At 67.7% G+C, this 16,498-nt stretch carries 16 protein-coding genes; 10 read left to right on the top strand and 6 right to left on the bottom strand.

Annotated elements, in window-relative coordinates; translation table 11 throughout:
* Nucleotides 1-495: 495 nt before the first annotated feature.
* The 6 genes from mihF (at nucleotide 496) to AB0H61_RS02465 (ending at nucleotide 6,900) form a co-directional block, all read left to right on the top strand.
* Complete coding sequence (mihF, locus tag AB0H61_RS02490) at nucleotides 496-816, top strand: integration host factor, actinobacterial type (protein WP_040708330.1); 321 nt, start codon at nucleotides 496-498, stop codon at nucleotides 814-816.
* A gap of 8 nt (nucleotides 817-824) precedes the next feature.
* Nucleotides 825-1,406 carry a guanylate kinase gene (gene gmk / locus AB0H61_RS02485; protein WP_357298252.1) on the top strand — a complete coding sequence of 194 codons (582 nt, stop codon included), beginning with the start codon at nucleotides 825-827 and terminating at the stop codon, nucleotides 1,404-1,406.
* 104 nt (nucleotides 1,407-1,510) lie between these two features.
* A complete protein-coding gene (rpoZ, locus tag AB0H61_RS02480; protein ID WP_356978162.1) occupies nucleotides 1,511-1,786 on the top strand; it encodes a DNA-directed RNA polymerase subunit omega in 276 nt (91 codons plus the stop codon).
* A gap of 39 nt (nucleotides 1,787-1,825) precedes the next feature.
* Nucleotides 1,826-3,052 carry a bifunctional phosphopantothenoylcysteine decarboxylase/phosphopantothenate--cysteine ligase CoaBC gene (coaBC, locus tag AB0H61_RS02475; protein ID WP_357298249.1) on the top strand — a complete coding sequence of 409 codons (1,227 nt, stop codon included), beginning with the start codon at nucleotides 1,826-1,828 and terminating at the stop codon, nucleotides 3,050-3,052.
* A gap of 257 nt (nucleotides 3,053-3,309) precedes the next feature.
* Nucleotides 3,310-4,521 (top strand): methionine adenosyltransferase, encoded by a 1,212-nt coding sequence (gene metK / locus AB0H61_RS02470; protein WP_357298246.1) that lies wholly within the window; start codon nucleotides 3,310-3,312, stop codon nucleotides 4,519-4,521.
* A 114-nt stretch (nucleotides 4,522-4,635) separates the two neighbouring features.
* Nucleotides 4,636-6,900 (top strand): primosomal protein N', encoded by a 2,265-nt coding sequence (locus AB0H61_RS02465; protein WP_357298243.1) that lies wholly within the window; start codon nucleotides 4,636-4,638, stop codon nucleotides 6,898-6,900.
* Between the two features lie 66 nt (nucleotides 6,901-6,966).
* Here AB0H61_RS02465 and AB0H61_RS02460 read toward each other — a convergent pair whose 3' ends face one another.
* The 4 genes from AB0H61_RS02460 to AB0H61_RS02445 all read right to left on the bottom strand — a co-directional run bounded on the left by AB0H61_RS02460 (nucleotide 6,967) and on the right by AB0H61_RS02445 (nucleotide 11,706).
* Nucleotides 6,967-9,759, bottom strand: a complete 2,793-nt coding sequence (locus AB0H61_RS02460) for an AAA family ATPase (protein WP_357298242.1) — start codon at nucleotides 9,757-9,759, stop codon at nucleotides 6,967-6,969.
* Nucleotides 9,760-9,920: 161 nt separating this feature from the next.
* Nucleotides 9,921-10,058 (bottom strand): hypothetical protein, encoded by a 138-nt coding sequence (locus AB0H61_RS02455; protein ID WP_357299942.1) that lies wholly within the window; start codon nucleotides 10,056-10,058, stop codon nucleotides 9,921-9,923.
* Nucleotides 10,059-10,096: 38 nt separating this feature from the next.
* Nucleotides 10,097-10,312, bottom strand: coding sequence for a glyoxalase (locus AB0H61_RS02450; protein ID WP_357298239.1), 216 nt, complete (start codon nucleotides 10,310-10,312; stop codon nucleotides 10,097-10,099).
* 482 nt (nucleotides 10,313-10,794) lie between these two features.
* On the bottom strand, nucleotides 10,795-11,706 hold the full coding sequence (locus AB0H61_RS02445; RefSeq protein ID WP_357298237.1) for an alpha/beta fold hydrolase: 912 nt from the start codon (nucleotides 11,704-11,706) through the stop codon (nucleotides 10,795-10,797).
* Nucleotides 11,707-11,758: 52 nt separating this feature from the next.
* Between AB0H61_RS02445 and AB0H61_RS02440 the strand changes: the two genes are divergently transcribed.
* Nucleotides 11,759-12,349, top strand: coding sequence for a TetR/AcrR family transcriptional regulator (locus tag AB0H61_RS02440; protein ID WP_357298234.1), 591 nt, complete (start codon nucleotides 11,759-11,761; stop codon nucleotides 12,347-12,349).
* A 38-nt stretch (nucleotides 12,350-12,387) separates the two neighbouring features.
* On the opposite strand, the gene AB0H61_RS02435 is transcribed toward AB0H61_RS02440, so the two are convergent.
* Both AB0H61_RS02435 and AB0H61_RS02430 read right to left on the bottom strand, forming a co-directional pair.
* Nucleotides 12,388-12,762 (bottom strand): hypothetical protein, encoded by a 375-nt coding sequence (locus AB0H61_RS02435; protein WP_357298232.1) that lies wholly within the window; start codon nucleotides 12,760-12,762, stop codon nucleotides 12,388-12,390.
* Between the two features lie 351 nt (nucleotides 12,763-13,113).
* On the bottom strand, nucleotides 13,114-13,959 hold the full coding sequence (locus tag AB0H61_RS02430) for an NAD(P)H-binding protein (protein WP_357298229.1): 846 nt from the start codon (nucleotides 13,957-13,959) through the stop codon (nucleotides 13,114-13,116).
* An 82-nt stretch (nucleotides 13,960-14,041) separates the two neighbouring features.
* Between AB0H61_RS02430 and AB0H61_RS02425 the strand changes: the two genes are divergently transcribed.
* The 3 genes from AB0H61_RS02425 (at nucleotide 14,042) to AB0H61_RS02415 (ending at nucleotide 16,492) form a co-directional block, all read left to right on the top strand.
* Nucleotides 14,042-14,626: a TetR/AcrR family transcriptional regulator gene (locus tag AB0H61_RS02425; protein ID WP_357298226.1), complete on the top strand. Its 585-nt coding sequence runs from the start codon at nucleotides 14,042-14,044 to the stop codon at nucleotides 14,624-14,626.
* Nucleotides 14,627-14,726: 100 nt separating this feature from the next.
* Nucleotides 14,727-15,398, top strand: a complete 672-nt coding sequence (locus AB0H61_RS02420) for a PadR family transcriptional regulator (protein WP_357298223.1) — start codon at nucleotides 14,727-14,729, stop codon at nucleotides 15,396-15,398.
* Between the two features lie 59 nt (nucleotides 15,399-15,457).
* Nucleotides 15,458-16,492 carry an alpha/beta fold hydrolase gene (locus AB0H61_RS02415; RefSeq protein WP_357298221.1) on the top strand — a complete coding sequence of 345 codons (1,035 nt, stop codon included), beginning with the start codon at nucleotides 15,458-15,460 and terminating at the stop codon, nucleotides 16,490-16,492.
* Nucleotides 16,493-16,498 lie beyond the last annotated feature (6 nt).

Genomic DNA, 16,498 nt, shown 5'->3' with positions numbered 1-16,498 from the left:
TCCGAACGCCCCAGCGGGCAATGCGGGGCACGGAGTGTCGAATATGTGGTCGAACGGCCCCGGATTCCACGGCGAATCCGGGGCCGTTTCGGTCCCCGTACCCGCCCCCGGACATGATCTCGATCGCATCGATGGGGACATGTGTTCGATCCGACACGCGGGAAGTTGCGCCGACACGCGGAAAAATTCGAGAAACTTCCTGGTCGGGCGGGTGTGCGGTAGCTGGGGGGCCGCGCGCCGCTGCCGCTACTGCCCCGCTAACCCTTTTATTTCATGAAAATTGCCTGGTGGCAGGGTATTTCGCCGGATCGGCGGTAGTATCGCCGCAGCGATCCCGGCGCCGCGCGCATCCTGGCGCGCGCGCCCTTACGACATCCGGAATCATGCGCTGACCTGGGGGGTGGGTTCGCAATTGGCGGACGTCGTGGGTACGGTCGCTGAGACTGCCGGGTTACCGGCAGGAGTTGATGCAATGAACGATGAGACGGAGGAACCGTGGCCCTTCCCCAGCTGACTGACGAGCAGCGCGCCGCTGCTTTGGAGAAGGCGGCGGCCGCTCGCCGCGCTCGGGCGGAGCTCAAGGAGCGCTTGAAGCGTGGCGGCACTGACCTGAAGAGCGTCCTCAAGGATGCCGAGACCGATGAGATCCTCGGCAAGATGAAGGTGTCGGCGCTGCTGGAGGCTCTGCCGAAGGTGGGCAAGGTCAAGGCTGCCGAGATCATGACCGAACTGGAGATCGCTCCCACCCGCCGGCTGCGCGGGCTGGGTGATCGGCAGCGCAAGGCGCTGTTGGCCCGGTTCGACTTCGACGCCTGATTACGAGGGTGGTCGAACACACGCGGAAGGGTCGGCTGGTTGTACTGGTCGGCCCCTCGGCCGTGGGCAAGTCCACGGTCGTGCGGTGCGTGCGGGAACGCCTGCCCGAACTGGTCTTCAGTGTGTCCGCGACAACCCGGGCCCCCCGGCCCGGGGAGGTCGACGGACTCGACTACCAGTTCGTCTCCCGAGAAGCGTTCGACGCCATGATCGAGGCGGACGAACTACTCGAATGGGCAGAGATCCACGGCGGACTGCAGCGGTCGGGAACCCCGGCCGGTCCGGTGCGCGAGGCGCTGAAGGCGGGCAAGAACGTGCTCGTCGAAGTCGACCTCGCCGGCGCGCGTTCGGTGCGCCAGGCCATCCCGGAGGCCATCCTGGTTTTCCTCGCCCCGCCCAGCTGGGATGAACTGGTCGCCCGGCTCACCTCGCGCGGCACCGAATCGCCCGAGGTGATCACGCGCAGGCTGGAAACCGCCAGGATCGAATTGGCGGCATGTGACGAGTTCGACATCGTCATCGTGAACGACGAGGTGACCAGCGCCTGTGAGCAGTTGGTATCGTTGTTCGTTAGCACAATTTCGAGATAGGCGCCGCACACGTCGCCGTCCCGGTTCCCACCGGGACGTTGGCAGCGGTCCGAACCCTCGAGTACCCGCTGATTTTTCCACGACAACCCGCAGGAGCCTCCCTAGTGAGCGACACCAAGACCGTGCCCGCGTACGACACCCCGATCGGCCTGACCAACCCGCCGATCGATGAGCTGCTCGAGCGCACGTCGTCCAAGTACGCGCTGGTCATCTACGCGGCCAAGCGGGCCCGTCAGATCAACGACTACTACAACCAGCTCGGCGACGGCATCCTCGAGTACGTCGGCCCGCTGGTGGAGCCGGGTCTGCAGGAGAAGCCCCTGTCGGTGGCCATGCGCGAAATCCACTCCGACCTGCTCGAGCACTCCGAAGGCGAGTGACGTACTGCGGGATTTTCCCGCATTGGACACGGAGGCGTAGTGACCACACGGATCGTCGTTGGTGTCGGCGGAGGGATCGCCGCTTATAAAGCCTGCGCGCTCGTCAGGCGTTTCACCGAGACCGGACACGAGGTCCGGGTGATCCCCACCGACTCGGCGTTGCAGTTCATCGGCAAGGCCACCTTCGAGGCGCTGTCCGGGAACCCGGTGCACACCGACGTGTTCACCGATGTGCCCGAGGTGCCGCACGTGCGGCTGGGCCAGGAGGCGGACCTCGTGGTCATTGCCCCGGCTACCGCCGATCTGATGGCGCGCGCCGCTCAGGGCCGCGCCGACGATCTACTCACCGCCACACTGCTGACGGCCCGATGTCCGGTCCTGTTCGCGCCCGCGATGCATACCGAGATGTGGGAGCATCCGGCGACCGTGGCCAATGTCGAGACGCTGCGCAGGCACGGCGCGATCGTCATGGAGCCCGCGTCGGGCCGGCTCACCGGTACCGATACCGGTCCCGGTCGGCTGCCCGAGCCGGAGGAGATCTTCGGACTCGCCATGCTGTTGCAGGAGCGCGCCGACGCAATCCCGCGTGATCTCGTCGGCCGCCGCGTGGTCATCACGGCTGGTGGCACGAGGGAACCGCTGGATCCGGTGCGTTTCCTCGGCAACCGCAGCTCGGGCAAGCAGGGGTACGCCCTGGCCCGGGTCGCGGCCCAGCGCGGCGCCCTTGTCACACTCATCGCGGGCAACACGATCGAGATGGCCGCACCGGCGGCCGTCGACCTGGTGCACGTCACCACCGCCGAGCAGTTGAAGACCGCCGTGGACAAGCATGCGGTCGGTGCGGACGCGGTGATCATGGCGGCGGCGGTGGCCGATTTCCGGCCCACCAACGTGGCCGCGGCCAAGATCAAGAAGGGTGCGGGCGAGCCGGACGTCATTCCGCTCACCAAGACCGACGACATTCTCGCCGGATTGGTGCAGGCGCGGCGCGACGGCCAGCTGCCGGGTACCGCGATCGTCGGATTCGCCGCCGAAACCGGTGACGAGCACGGCGACGTCCTCACCCACGCGCGGGCCAAGTTGGCTCGCAAGGGGTGCGATCTGCTGGTGGTCAACGCGGTCGGAGAGGGCAAGGCGTTCGAGGTCGACACCAACGACGGCTGGCTACTCGGGGCCGACGGCGCCGAACAGGCCTTGGACCACGGGTCGAAGGCGCTACTGGCCAGCAGAGTGCTCGACGCGCTCGGGCCGCTGCTGCGCGACTGATTGTCGGCGGAACGAATTACGTTGCGACGCAGAATGAATGCCGGAGACCGGTCGATCAGGACGCGGATTATCGGACAATGGCGGTGTGGTGCCGCAGCCGTGGATGATCCGGGTCGTCTGAGACAGTGGCCTCTACTGGATTCATCGCGTCGGTGGTTTGGAATAGTCTGAGATGAAGGGTTGCGCGGGGCTACCGCGGCACTACTGTCACTGTCGCAATCCGATACGAGAAACCCGTTGAGGGAGAGGGAACAACTGTGCGCACGTCTGGCAGCCGCCTATTCACCAGTGAGTCCGTGACCGAGGGTCATCCGGACAAGATCTGTGATGCCATCAGCGATTCCATCCTCGACGCGTTGCTGGCGGAAGACCCGCGCAGCCGGGTCGCGGTGGAAACACTCGTGACCACCGGCCAGGTGCACGTCGCCGGTGAGGTCACCACCTCCGCGTACGCGGATATCCCGCGGATTGTTCGCGAGAAGGTCCTCGAGATCGGATACGACTCGTCCGCAAAGGGTTTCGACGGAAACTCCTGCGGCGTGAATATCGCGATCGGCGCGCAGTCGCCGGATATCGCCCAGGGCGTGGACACCTCGCACGAGGCGCGCGTCGGCGGCGAGGACGACGCGATCGCCAGGCAGGGTGCGGGCGATCAGGGCCTGATGTTCGGCTACGCGAATATCGACACCCCCGAACTCATGCCGCTGCCGATCGCGCTGGCGCACCGGCTCTCGCGGCGACTGACCGAGGTGCGCAAGTCCGGCGTGCTGCCGTACCTGCGGCCGGACGGCAAGACCCAGGTCACCATCGAGTACGAGGGTGACCGCCCGGTGCGTCTGGACACCGTGGTCATCTCCACCCAGCACGCCGCGGACATCGACCTGGACAACCTGCTCGCCCCCGATATCCGCGAGAAGGTCGTCGACTCGGTGGTTGCCGATCTGAACCTGCCCAGCCTGGACACCTCCGATATCCGCCTGCTGGTCAACCCGACCGGCAAGTTCGTGCTCGGCGGCCCGATGGGCGACGCCGGCCTGACCGGCCGCAAGATCATCGTCGACACCTACGGTGGCATGGCCCGCCACGGTGGTGGCGCGTTCTCCGGCAAGGATCCGTCGAAGGTGGACCGCTCCGCCGCGTACGCCATGCGCTGGGTCGCCAAGAATGTCGTCGCGGCCGGGCTCGCCGACCGCGTCGAGGTTCAGGTGGCCTACGCCATCGGCAAGGCGGCTCCGGTCGGCCTGTTCGTGGAGACCTTCGGCACCGAGAAGGTCGACCCGACCCGCATTTCGACGGCCATCACCGAGGTCTTCGACCTGCGCCCGGGCGCCATCATCCGCGATCTGGACCTGCTGCGCCCGATCTACGCGCCGACCGCCGCGTACGGCCACTTCGGCCGCACCGATGTCGATCTGCCCTGGGAGCACACGGACCGCGCGGACAAGCTGCGCGCGGCCGTCGGCCTGTAGGTCGACCATGCGGTTCCGGGTCCCTGCCGCGTGAAACGACCCGCGGCGAATACCCCCGCCGCTCCCGCGGACCAGGCGTCCGAGGGAGCGGCGGCGATATCGTCATCGACAACGGTGGGACACCCCATCGCGCGGGTGCTCCCACTGTTGTCGCCCGCACATCTGGACCGCGATTTCGATTATCTGGTACCCCCGGAATTCGACGAGATCGCCCAGCCCGGCGTCCGGGTCCGCATTCGTTTCGCGGGCCGCCTCGTCGACGGCTACCTGCTGCGACGCCTCGAACACACCGACCACACCGGCAAGATGGTCAAACTGGAACGCGTCGTCTCCGCCGAACGCGTCCTCACCCCCGAAATCCTGAAGCTCGCCACCGCGGTAGCCGCCCGCTACGCGGGAACCCGCGCCGACGTCCTCCGCCTGGCCATCCCGCCCCGTCACGCCCGCACCGAAAATGGCGGCCCGGCGAAGAAGAGTGCCGAAAGTGCGGCCGCACACGATGATTCCGTACGCGTCGAGCAGGATGGTCCGGACTCGGCATTCGGGGAGACGGACGCCGAACCCGCGTCCGACATCGCAACGGGCGACCCTCGCCTGTCCGCCAGCGAATCATCCGGCTGCACAGCGGAATCGGCATCCGGGCGGGCGAATCCGGCAGCACCGAGCCACTCGGAACCGGATGCTTCCACACCCGATGCGGCGCGATCGACCGAACCCGGAACAGACAGTACGGCGCCGGGCTCCGGCGACAAGGGAACTGCCGTTACCGCGGTCGATACCGGGTCGTGGGAACGGTATGTGCACGGTGCCGCCTTTGTCTCGGCGCTGGGGCAGGGGAAGGGGGTGCGGGCGGCCTGGCAGGCATTGCCGGGGGAGGATTGGGCGCGGCGGCTGGCGGAATTGGCGGCGACCGTGGCGGCGGCCGGGCACAGCGCGATCCTATTAGTGCCCGATCAGCGCGATCTGGATCGGGTGTTGGCGGAATGTGTTCGGCTGGTGGGTGATTCGGCCGTCGGACTATCGGCCGGGTTGGGGCCTGCGGCGCGATACCGGCGGTGGCTGGCGGTGCTGCGGGGGGCCGCGCGGATTGTGGTCGGAACGCGCGCGGCGGTCTTCGCCCCCGCGGTCGATCTGGGACTGATCGCGATCTGGGACGACGGGGACGACACCTATGCCGAACCCCGTGCGCCGTACCCGCATGCGCGGGAGGTGGCGATGCTGCGGGCGCACGAGTCCGGCGCGGCGTTCGTGGGCGCCGGGTTCGCACGGTCCGCGGAGGTGCAGGCGGTCGTCGACTCCGGCTGGGCGCACGATCTGGTGGCCGATCGTGCGGTATTGCGCCAGGCCGCGCCGCGCATCAGCGCGCCCGGTGACACCGACGTGGCCCTCGAGCGCGATCCGATAGCGCGAGCCATCCGCATTCCCGGCGTCGCCTTCGCCGCGGCGCGGTCGGCGCTGAAAGAGGGTGCGGCAGTGCTCGTCCAGGTGCCGCGGCGCGGATATGTGCCCGCCCTGGCCTGCGCGAAATGCCGGACGCCCGCGCGGTGCAGACATTGCAATGGTCCGCTGGCGCTGCCGGAGAATCGTGGCCGCCGAGGCGACCCGAACGAGGCACACAGTCCAAGCTGTCGCTGGTGCGGCATCACCGAGGCCGCCTTCCGCTGTCCGGTCTGTGCGTCGCGGGCACTGCGCGCTGTGGTGATCGGCGCGGTACGCACCGCGGAGGAACTCGGGCGCGCATTCCCCGGCGTCCCGATCCGCGGTTCCAGCGGCGGCGCCATGCTCGACTCGGTGGAGCCGGGTCCGCAGGTCGTCGTCGCGACCGTCGGCGCCGAACCCACCGTGCGCGGCGGATACGGCGTCGCACTGCTACTGGACAGCTGGGCCCTGCTCGGCCGCGCCGACCTGCGTGCCGCCGAGGACACGCTGCGCCGGTGGATGTCGGCCGCCGCCCTGGTTCGTTCGCGCGGCCAGGTCATCGTGATGGCCGAACCCGCCATCCCCACCGTGCAGGCCCTGGTTCGCTGGGATCCGGTCTGGCACGCCCGCTTCGAGGTCGAGGGCCGCGCCGAGGTCGGTTTCCCGCCCGCCGTCCGTCTGGCCGCCATCGACGGCGCCACCGATGCCATCGCGGAACTGCTGGCGGCGGCCACCCTGCCCGAGGATGTCGAGATCCTCGGCCCGGTCCCGCTGCCACCGAGCGCCCGTAAACCCTTCGCGGGCGATTCGCCCGCCGAGGTCGAACGCATGCTGTTGCGCGTGGACCGTCGCTCCGGCGCCGCCCTGGCCCAGGCGCTCACCACGGCCCAGGCCATCCGCAGCACCCACCGCTCCGATGCTCCCCTCCGCGTTCAGATAGATCCGGTCGACATCGGGTAACGCCCCGTGCCGGCCGAGGCGTGTTTCGACCACCGCGGCCACGACGGGGTCGTGACGATCGGCTGGTCAGGTTTGCAACAGTTGCGACGCGGGTGTGTGCCCCCCGATCGGCAAGGCGTTCCGGAGGTCTTTGCGCGAGGTGATCTCGAGCTTGTCGAAGACCTTGCGGAGGTGCCATTCGACAGTGCGGTCACTGATGAACAACTGTGCACCGATCTCGTTGTTGGTGTGTCCGTCCCGCGCCAGTCGGGCGATGTATTCCTCTTGCGGGGTGAGCTCGTTCGGGATGTCGGCCTGGCGTTTGCGGATCTTCTCGCCGGTAGCGAGCAGCTCTCTACGGGCTCGTTCGGCAAACCCGTCGGTGCCCATCTCGACGAACATCGCATGGGCGGAACGCAGCTGGGTTCGTGCGTCGACTCGCCTGCCCTCGCGGCGGAGCCACTCGCCGTAGAGCAGTTGGGCGCGGGCGAGGTCGAGGCGTAACCGAGTACGGCCGAGGCGTTCGATGGCTTCGGCATAGCGAGCCTCGGCGACAACACCTTCGCCGAGCATCGCACGGCATTGCGCTAAGGTCCCCGCACCCCAATCGGCAGCCGCGACCGTCGACGATGCCAGCTGTTCGAGCGCTTCGTCGGCAGTCGCTGCCGCACCACTTCGCACGGCGGACTCGACCAGTTCGGGCAGCACCAGTGCGGTGAAGGGTCCGTCGTGGTCGTCGACCGCCTTTTCCGCCGCAACCAGGGCCTCTTTGTAGTGACCGAGGCCGTTGTGCAGGACAGCGGTCGCCCAGTGGGCCATGAGCGAACCGAGCCCCTCGCCGCGCGCCGTCGCGTCGCTGACGATTGCCGCGAACAGCGGTGCCGATTCTGCTGGCCGGCCCCGGTATGCGGCGAGGAACAGTGCACCGTAGGACGCTCTGCGTGTTCCGGTCACCTCTTTGACGATGTCCTCCTCCATGCCGAGTAGCGCGGCCGCCTCCAGGTCACCGTGCCTGATGACCGTTACTCGGTGCATGTTCAGTGCGCCGACCAGTGGGGCCAGCGCGCCCGAGGCGCGAGCGTGCTCGGCGTGGCGAGCGCTGACCTTCGCCCAGCTGTCGGAGTCCCACAGGGCGAGCGCCGCGATCGAGACGAGAACGCCCCAGTGCAGCCACTGGTCCGCGGAGAGCTCGTCGCGGAGGAAGGCGTCCACTGCTCGTCGCAGCGTCGGCGCCGCCGACCCATGCCCCTCGATGACCAGCGCCGCGAGACCGTCGAGGAGGAGGTCACCGGGCTGCGGGTCATGCTGCGCCGGTGGTGCTGATCTAGCGGCGGCCGAGACGTCCAGCAGTCGGCCACCTGGTTGTGCGGCGCTATCGGCGACATGCGCAGCGCCCCAGGCATCGAGATAGGTCTCTCGTGCGAGCCCGATATCCAGCGTCTCCAGGCGCTCGGCCGAGCGGAGCAGCGCAGCGGGTGCCTCACGGCCCGAGCTGGCGGCTCGATCGACTTGGCCTCTGAGCAAGTTCACTCGGGCACGCTGCAGATCGTCCGCGGCATGCGCTTCGGCCGTCGCCAGCACGCTCAGCGCGGCGTCGAAGCTGCCGGCATGCAGGCTCGCATGCGCCGCTGCCAGTGCTCGTTCCGTACGCTGCGCCGGGTCTGCCGTCAAGGCCACCGCGCGGTGGAGAAACGCGGCCGCAGCCGGCAGCCCGCCTCTTACCTGAGCCTTTTCCGCCGTTCGTTCGAGTTCGCACGCGACCTCTTCATCCGGGCAGGTGGCAGCGGCAGCCAGATGCCACACCCGACGCTCGCGATCGGTTTCCGGGTCCGTCGCAGCCGCGAGTGCCATGTGTGCGGCACGGCGCTGCTCCGAAGTTGCCGCCGCGTATGCCGCGGAGCGCACGAGCGGATGCCGGAACTGCACACGGGAGCCGACCTCGAACAGACGCGCGGCCACGGCGGGTGCCATCGCTTCCGAGGGGATACCCAGAGTCTGCGCGGCACGCCACAGTAGTGCGGCATCTCCCGTGGGATCAGCCGCTGCCACCAGCATAAGTTGCTGTGTTTGTGCAGGTAGCGCCTGAATGCGGCGCATGTAGTGGTCCTCGAGCTGTTCGTCGAGGCCGTCGAATCGGCGGGTCGTGCTGTGCACGGCAAAACCACCGGCCAGCTCTGCACGGCTCATCCGCGTGGGCAGCTCCAATAGGGCGAGTGGGTTGCCTCGGGTCTCCGAGATCAGCCGGTCACGAACCTGCTCGTCCAGCTTGCCCGGGATCGTGGCGGCCAGCAGAGCGCGGGCGTCCGCATCGGAGAGCCCCTCGATCGTGATATCCGGCAAGTCGGCCAGCAGCCATTCGTCCGCAGGCTCCCGGATCGCGCACAGCAGCAGGACCGATTCCGCAAGCAGGCGTCGTCCGACGAATGCGAGGATCTGGCTCGACGCTTCGTCCAACCACTGAGCATCGTCGATGAGACATACCAGCGGACGCTCGGCGGCGGACTCCGCCAACAGGCCGAGCACGCCCAGTCCCAGCACCAACCGGTCGGGAGCAGGTCCAGCGGCCGACCCGAAGGCAACGGCCAGGGCATGCTGTTGGGGCTCAGGCAGTGTGGCGGCCTGACCGATCATCGGTACGCAGAGCTGCTGCAGCGCCGCGAACGGTAGTTCGAGCTCGGACTGCACGCCGGCGATCTGCACAACGTGGCAACCGGTCGCCCGGCTCGCGCAGTAGCGCAGCAGCGCGGTCTTGCCGACTCCCGCCTCACCTCGGATGACGAGCACACCGCTTCGGCCGCCCCGGACGGTATCCAGCAACCGCTCGAGTGCCAGACGCTCCTGAGCACGTCCAGTGAGGGCCGGTTTCCGCAGGTCGGCCATGCCGCAACGATACGACTGGTATTCACGCTCGGGAATACCCGAAGCCGCTGCCTCGGCTACGCGGATTCGGGCAATCCCGTAGGCGCTGTACCGGCGACAGCGCCCTCGGCGGCGGAATACTTCCGCCGCGCGCTGGTCGGGTGGTTGGTAGACAACGCGAACTAGATGTACTGACCTGAGAGGTCTTCGTCGGCGCTGTTGCCGAATACCTTCGAGCGGCCTGGTCCGAAGTCGGTGAGCGCGGCGACGAATTGCGCGGCCGTCGCGGTGGTCATCTGTGTGAAGCGGATGGTGGACATGTTGTGCTCCTTGATTGAGCGGGTGCGGCTAATGCGGGTCATACCGGCAGTTCAGCGCCGGTCTGTTCGGCCACCATGTAGGCGGCGTACCAGTGCGTCCAGTTCTCGTCGTGGCGGCCGGTGTGCCTCACGTGCTCGCCGTGGGCGATCGCCGCACGTATCAACGCCTGCATGAGGTCCTGCACCGATGCGAACGTTGTGGCTGTGGTGACGGATGAGTGGTTCTGGTAACTGCGGATCTCCGGGGTGGTCACGGGTTCCTCTCTCTTGGTAGTCATACCGCTGTCGAACTCCAGCCTCGTTTCAAGGCCACCGCGTCACACCAGTGGTGATCCCTGGTCCGACCCCGGGGCAAGCCGCCTGGAGGACACTCAGGCCGCAACGTCCGATACTTCAGCGCGGCCTGCACGGCGATCCCGTCGACGTAGGAGTGCTTCTCCGTGGCTGCGCCGTCCTCGACCAGGACGTGATCCGCGAGGCCGACGCACACGGGATTGCCGGTTGCCGAGGTCCCGGTCAGCTGTCATCGCACCACCCGGAAGTCGTCCCCGACGCGCGACGAGATCAGGCGGAAGGTCAGTCGGGAACCAGGGTGAATCTCCCCGCTGCGGCCCCGTGGATGGCGGCGCGAACGCGGGCTGGGCGGTGTCGGCCCGGTGGGCGCGGGGTCGCCCACCGGGACTGTCGGGGTTGCCGCCACTGACGATCCGTCGTCGGCTGGGCCGGGCTTATCCGGTTATTGCCGGGGCGCTGTCGTATCGTGCGTGTCCGCCCCATTCGGGCTGTGGCCTCGCGAAGGTTCTTCGGCGCGTGTCGGGGTTCGGGTGAGGAAGGCCGATATGGCGGCTGCGACCGCGGCGGGTCGATCGAGCATCGACAGGACGTAGGCGTCGTCGATTTCGATCAGTGTGGCGTTCGGGATCAGGTCCGCGAGCCGGCGACCGTGCTCGCGGGGCATCACCTTGCCCGCGGAGGACCACAGGATCAGGGCGTCACCCGAGAATCGTCGTAGCGCCTCGGTGTTCTCGATCAGCTCGGCGCGGGGGAATCCGGCGCGGGTGTAGGCGAGCAGATCCCGGCGGATTCGCTTATCGCGGAGACCGGGTTCGGTCCACGCGTGAACCAGGTCGTCGGGGACGGGTGTGCGCGCCATCCAGCCGAACAACAGGGGCGAATTGCGCAGTGGGCGGATACGCAGTTGCCGTAGCGCGAGCGGGATTCCGCCGGGTAGGTAGCTGGCGGCCACGGCCATCTTGCCGGGCAGGCCGGGCGGGAAATTGTCGAATGCCTCGCAGGGCAACACGATCAGTCGGCCGACGCGCTCATCCAGTCCGTAGGCGGTGAGGAACAGTCCGCCGCCCCAGTCGGTGTGCACCAGGGTGACCGCGCGCAGGTCCAGCGCGGCGAGGAAGTCCGCGAGGAGTTGGTTCAGCCCGCGCAGGCTCAGGTCAACCCCGGGGCGCATGGGTTCTGGATGCGCGCCCAGGGGTAGATCGGGGAGCAGATAGCGGAAGCCGTCGGGTAACCGGTCGAGCACGGTATCCCACTGCCTGTGATTCATCAGCAGGCCGTGCAGCAGCACCACGGGCGGTCCGTCGCCGCGGTCGACGTAGTGGATCGGGCCCGCGGCGAGATCGACTTTCGGCATGACGTCCTCCATTCGAGCGATCGCTCTAGAGCATTTGCTCTAGTCTGGAACGGTGACCGAGCAAATGTCAACCAGCACCCGGGATCGCCTCACCACGGCCACCGCGGAGTTGATGCGCGCGCAGGGCTACAGCGCGACCAGCGTCAAACAGATCACCGTTGCCGCCCGCGCGCCGATGGGCTCGCTGTACCACCACTTCCCGGAGGGTAAACCGCAGCTCGCGGCCGCGGCACTGCGCACATCGGGCGCCGCCTACATCCAGCTACTGCCGCTGTTGATGGATCCGTACGACGACCTGCGCGACGCGGTGCCCGCCGCATTCGACGCGGCCGCCGAGCAGATCGAACAGACCGGTTGGATCAATATGTGTCCGGTCGGCACCGTCGCGGGCGAAGTCGCCGACAGTGAACCCGGCCTGCGCGAGGTCGCCGCCGAAGTCATCGCCTTCTGGATCGACGAAGGCACCGACTACCTGACGAGTCGCGGGCTGGCGACAGTCGATGCGCGCGAGCTGATCCTCGCGATCCTCTCCGCGCTGGAGGGCGCCTTCGTGCTGAGCCGGACCCTGCGTTCGGCCGAACCGCTGCACGCGGCGGGCCGGGCCATGGCCGCCCGTGTCGAGGCCATGGTGGCGGTCCGGTAGGAGGTCGCTGTACCCGGTGCTAGGTCCCTTGTCGGCCCTCAGTTCATCACGGGTACAAGGGGTTTCCCGTGCCAGTCGACCTCGACCGGGGCGGATTCGGTATCCCGGCACCATCTGATCAGGGCCGCGACGTCGGCCGGTCGCATTGCCTCGGGCGTGCCGAATGCGGGGGAGAGGAAGCGGCGGTGACGAACTCCCGCTCCGGGGACTCCCTTGAACTCCGGTCCGAGGACGGTCATATGCCGCGTTTCGTCGGGTTGGCGCAGGTGGTAGTGGACCAGGAATCGGCGATCCACGGTGGCGACTCGGACAGTGGGGTCGTCGAACGCGTCGTCGGCACCCACCGCCACCCACCAGATGTACTCGCGGTCGTCCACGACGATCCGGCGGCGGTTCTTCGTGCTGATACCCATTACGTCAAGCTAAGGCAGTCGGTGCCCGGCCGCACCTGATTATCGCTGTCGGACATCCGATCTCACCGGGGTCGGTGTCGCTCCGAAGTTGCTCCGGCTGTTCGTATTCGGCGGCACTATCGCCGGGCTTCACCCCTGCCCGCAAGGGCGCCGATCGTGCCGAATTCGAGTTCGGTGACCTTCGCCGCGGGCGGCCTGTGCTTTCCGTTGCGCTGCAAAGGATCACCGTGCCGGTCGACAGCGCACCGGATGCCGGTGCGCCGTCGACACCCCGACGGGCATCCGCGAAAATCATCGGAGTCGAAAACCCAAGGGGAATTTCGGATTTGCCTCACCCGCCGGAGCGCACGCTCAGGCGAACACCGCGCGGTTGCGCTCGGCCCACTCCGCGTACGTCCGGGGCGAGCGCCCGAGCACCCGCTCCACATCGGGACTGATGAGCTGTTCGTCCGGGGTGGGCGTGCCGAGAATGTTCAAGGTGTGGTCGGCCACGGGCTCCGGCATGAACCGCAGCATGCCCTCGAACGCCTGCGACCGTGTCAGCTCCACGAACCGCAGCTCGGTGCCGAGCGCCGCACCGAGTGCGGCGGCCTGGGTGCGCGGTGTGCTCAGATCCGGCCCGGTCAGGGTGTAGATCTGGCCCACGTGCCCATCCTCGCGCAGCGCCGCGGCGGCGACCGCCGCGATATCGGCCGGGTCGACGGACGGCAGGCCGACATCGCCGAACGGCGCGGCGATGACGCGTTCGTTGCGCACCGATTCGGCCCAGGCTCCGGTATTGCTGAAGAAACCGCCCGGCCGCAGCAGCGTCCACTCCAGCCCGGACTCGCGAATCGCGTTCTCGAACGCGGCGAGTCGTGCGTATCCGGCGGCACCCGCCCGGGTCACCACGCCCTGTGAGGATACGAACACCACGCGCCGGACACCGCCCGCCCGAGCGATGTCCAGGAACCGTTCCGGCGCGGGTCCATCGACCAGCTGGTCGCCCGTGATGAGCAGGAACAGTGCGTCGGCTCCCGCGACGGCGGGGGAGAGGCTCTCGGGATCGGCCAGATCGGCGGTGACATGCCGAACGCCGTCGGGCAGCCGCATTTCCTTGGTGCCGCGCGACACTGCCGTCACCTGTTCGCCCGCCTCCGCGAGGAGGTGGACCAGGGTTGCGCCGATGTTCCCGGTGGCGCCGGTGACCACGATCATGTGTTTGCTCTCTCTACTTAGTTAGTTGACTGACTAACTGGAATCTAGCCCATCCTCCCTCCGGTTGTCTACAGTTAGTTGTATGACTAACTCAGTGGACGCCGAGCGGACGCAAACCAAACCCGGGAAGCGGGAGCGGCTCGTCGAGGCTGCCGTGCGGGTGTTCTACGAACAGGGGATCGAGAAGACGACCATCGCGGATATCGCGCGGGTGGCCGAGGTGCCGGTCGGCAATGTGTACTACTACTTCAAGACCAAGGATCAACTCATCGAGGCCGCGATCGGGGCGCACGCGCGCTCGCTGGATCAGATCGTCGCCGAACTCGAACGGCTCGATGACCCGCGCGAGCGACTGAAGTCGCTGATTCAGGGATGGGTCGACGGGCGTGAGCTGGCGGTGCGATTCGGTTGCCCCTTCGGTTCGCTCACCGCGGAGCTGACCAAGCGTGCCGACCCGCTGGATGGTCATGCCGCCGAGGTCATGCGTGCGCTGGTCGACTGGGCCGAGCGGCAATTCGCGATCATGGGCCGCTCCGACGCCCGCGAACTCGCGGTCGCGCTGATCGCGTCGTATCAGGGAATCTCTTTGCTCACCAATGCCTTTCGCGACCCCGGCCTGATGGCCGCCGAGGGTGACCGGCTGGCTCGCTGGATCGACTCGCTCTAGCGCGCTCCCCGCCGCTGCGCACCGGAGGACCCCGCCGATGGCCCGGGAATTCTCCGGCGCTTCCTTGCGTTCGATGCATTGTCGATATATCGTCGATAATATGAATAGAACACGGGAGCCCGAGGAGGCCCACATGGAAGGCATGGACAAGAGAGATTTCGGACGGCGTGGCCGTCGGCGTCAGCCGGGACACGAGGAATTCGGACCCGGCAGGCGTCAATTCCGCCGTGGCGGACGGCACGGTTTCGGCCCCGAGTTCGGCCCGGGCTTCGGACCCGGCGCGCATTTCGGGCGTGGCCGCGGCCGCGGCGGTCGGGGCAGACGCGGTGACGTGCGTGCGGCCGTACTGCTGCTGCTCACCGAGCGGCCGATGCACGGCTACGAACTGATCCAGCAGATCCGGGAACGCAGTGACGACATCTGGCGACCCAGCCCGGGATCGATCTACCCCGCGCTGGCGCAGCTCGAGGATGAGGGTCTGGTGCTCATCGAGAAGGTGGCCGGACGTAAGACCGCCAAGCTCACCGAGACCGGCGCCGAGTACGTCACCGAGCATCGGGACGATCTGGGAGATCCGTGGGCGGACGTCAAGGAAGACGTCGGCGCTCAGGCGATCGACCTGCGCGGACTCACCGGTCAGCTGATGGGTGCGGTTGGTCAGGTCGCTGCCGCGGGTACGCCGGAGCAGGCGGCCAAGGCTGCCGAGGTGCTGACCGAGGCCCGCCGCGCGCTGTACCGAATCCTCGCCGACGATGACGTGTCAGAAAAGTAACACCGCGAAACACTTCCCAGGCGTGCACTTTTCGCGATGATCCGGTAAATCATTGTGATATGGAACAGCCATTTGGTGTGTGGGGTTGGGGACGATCACAGGTCGGTCGCTTGATGGTGGCCGGCGTCATGGCCGGAGCCGGATTTCTCGGCTCCGGCGCGACGCCCGCGACCGCGGATCCGGCCGACGTTGCCGAAGCCCAGGTCTACCGGTCGCCGGATGTGCCGACCGAGGCCGCGCCGCCGCAACCGGATCACCTCGGCGCGGCGTTTTATCTGAAGAACCACCGGAATGCGGCGCCGATCGGCACCAACGACTTCACCTGTGCACCCACCGCCGCACATCCGCGGCCCGTGGTACTCGCACACGGTACCGATTCCACCGCGTACTCCGACTGGTCGGCCATCGGGCCGCAGCTCGCCGCGGCCGGAATGTGCGTCTACGCACTGAATTACGGCGGCGCGCCGGGTGCCGAGAGCTATGGCACCGAGGATGTGCGGATGAGCGCCAGGCAGGTCGGCGAATTCGTGGACCGGGTGCTGGCCGCGACCGGTGCGAGCCAGGTCGATCTGGTCGGATTCTCCCAGGGTGCCAATGTGACTCGCCTCTACGTCAACAAGCTCGGCGGTGCACCGAAGGTCGGTGTGTGGGTCGGCTTGGCCTCGCCCAGCTACGGCGGTGTGATGTACGGGCTGGTGCCGGTCGCGCAGGGGATCCCGGGTGCGCTCGACGTCTTCGCGCGGGTCACCTCGCTGGCGGCGGTGCAGCAGGCGCAGGATTCACCGATCATGCTCGATCTCAACGCCGGCGGCGACACCGTGCCGGGCCCGCGATACGTCACCATCGGAAGCCGAGTCGACGAGATGATCCAGCCGTTCAGCAATATCGCGCTGCGCGGTCTTGGCGCGGAGAACATCGCACTGCAAGATCTGTGCCCGGATGATCTGACCGGCCATTTCCATATGGTCTACGACCCGTTCGTACAGGAACTGCTGTTGCGGGTCCTGGATCCGGCACACGCCCCGGCGCCGAGCTGCCAACCGGTCGCGCTCGGCACCGGCATCCCGCAGGTGATCATCGCGGGCAATTCCTGAGTGGGC

The sequence above is a fragment of the Nocardia sp. NPDC050710 genome (assembly GCF_040654375.1).
Lineage (GTDB): Bacteria > Actinomycetota > Actinomycetes > Mycobacteriales > Mycobacteriaceae > Nocardia.
This window is presented reverse-complemented; position numbering and strand designations above follow the sequence as displayed.

Coding starts and splice junctions, on each gene's coding strand:
- AB0H61_RS02460 (WP_357298242.1), bottom strand. CDS start 9,759: ATGGCCGACCTGCGGAAACCGGCCCTCACTGGACGTGCTCAGGAGCGT.
- AB0H61_RS02455 (WP_357299942.1), bottom strand. CDS start 10,058: ATGTCCACCATCCGCTTCACACAGATGACCACCGCGACGGCCGCGCAA.
- AB0H61_RS02445 (WP_357298237.1), bottom strand. CDS start 11,706: ATGCCGAAAGTCGATCTCGCCGCGGGCCCGATCCACTACGTCGACCGC.
- AB0H61_RS02435 (WP_357298232.1), bottom strand. CDS start 12,762: ATGGGTATCAGCACGAAGAACCGCCGCCGGATCGTCGTGGACGACCGC.
- AB0H61_RS02430 (WP_357298229.1), bottom strand. CDS start 13,959: ATGATCGTGGTCACCGGCGCCACCGGGAACATCGGCGCAACCCTGGTC.
- AB0H61_RS02425 (WP_357298226.1), top strand. CDS start 14,042: ATGACTAACTCAGTGGACGCCGAGCGGACGCAAACCAAACCCGGGAAG.
- AB0H61_RS02420 (WP_357298223.1), top strand. CDS start 14,727: ATGAATAGAACACGGGAGCCCGAGGAGGCCCACATGGAAGGCATGGAC.
- AB0H61_RS02415 (WP_357298221.1), top strand. CDS start 15,458: ATGGAACAGCCATTTGGTGTGTGGGGTTGGGGACGATCACAGGTCGGT.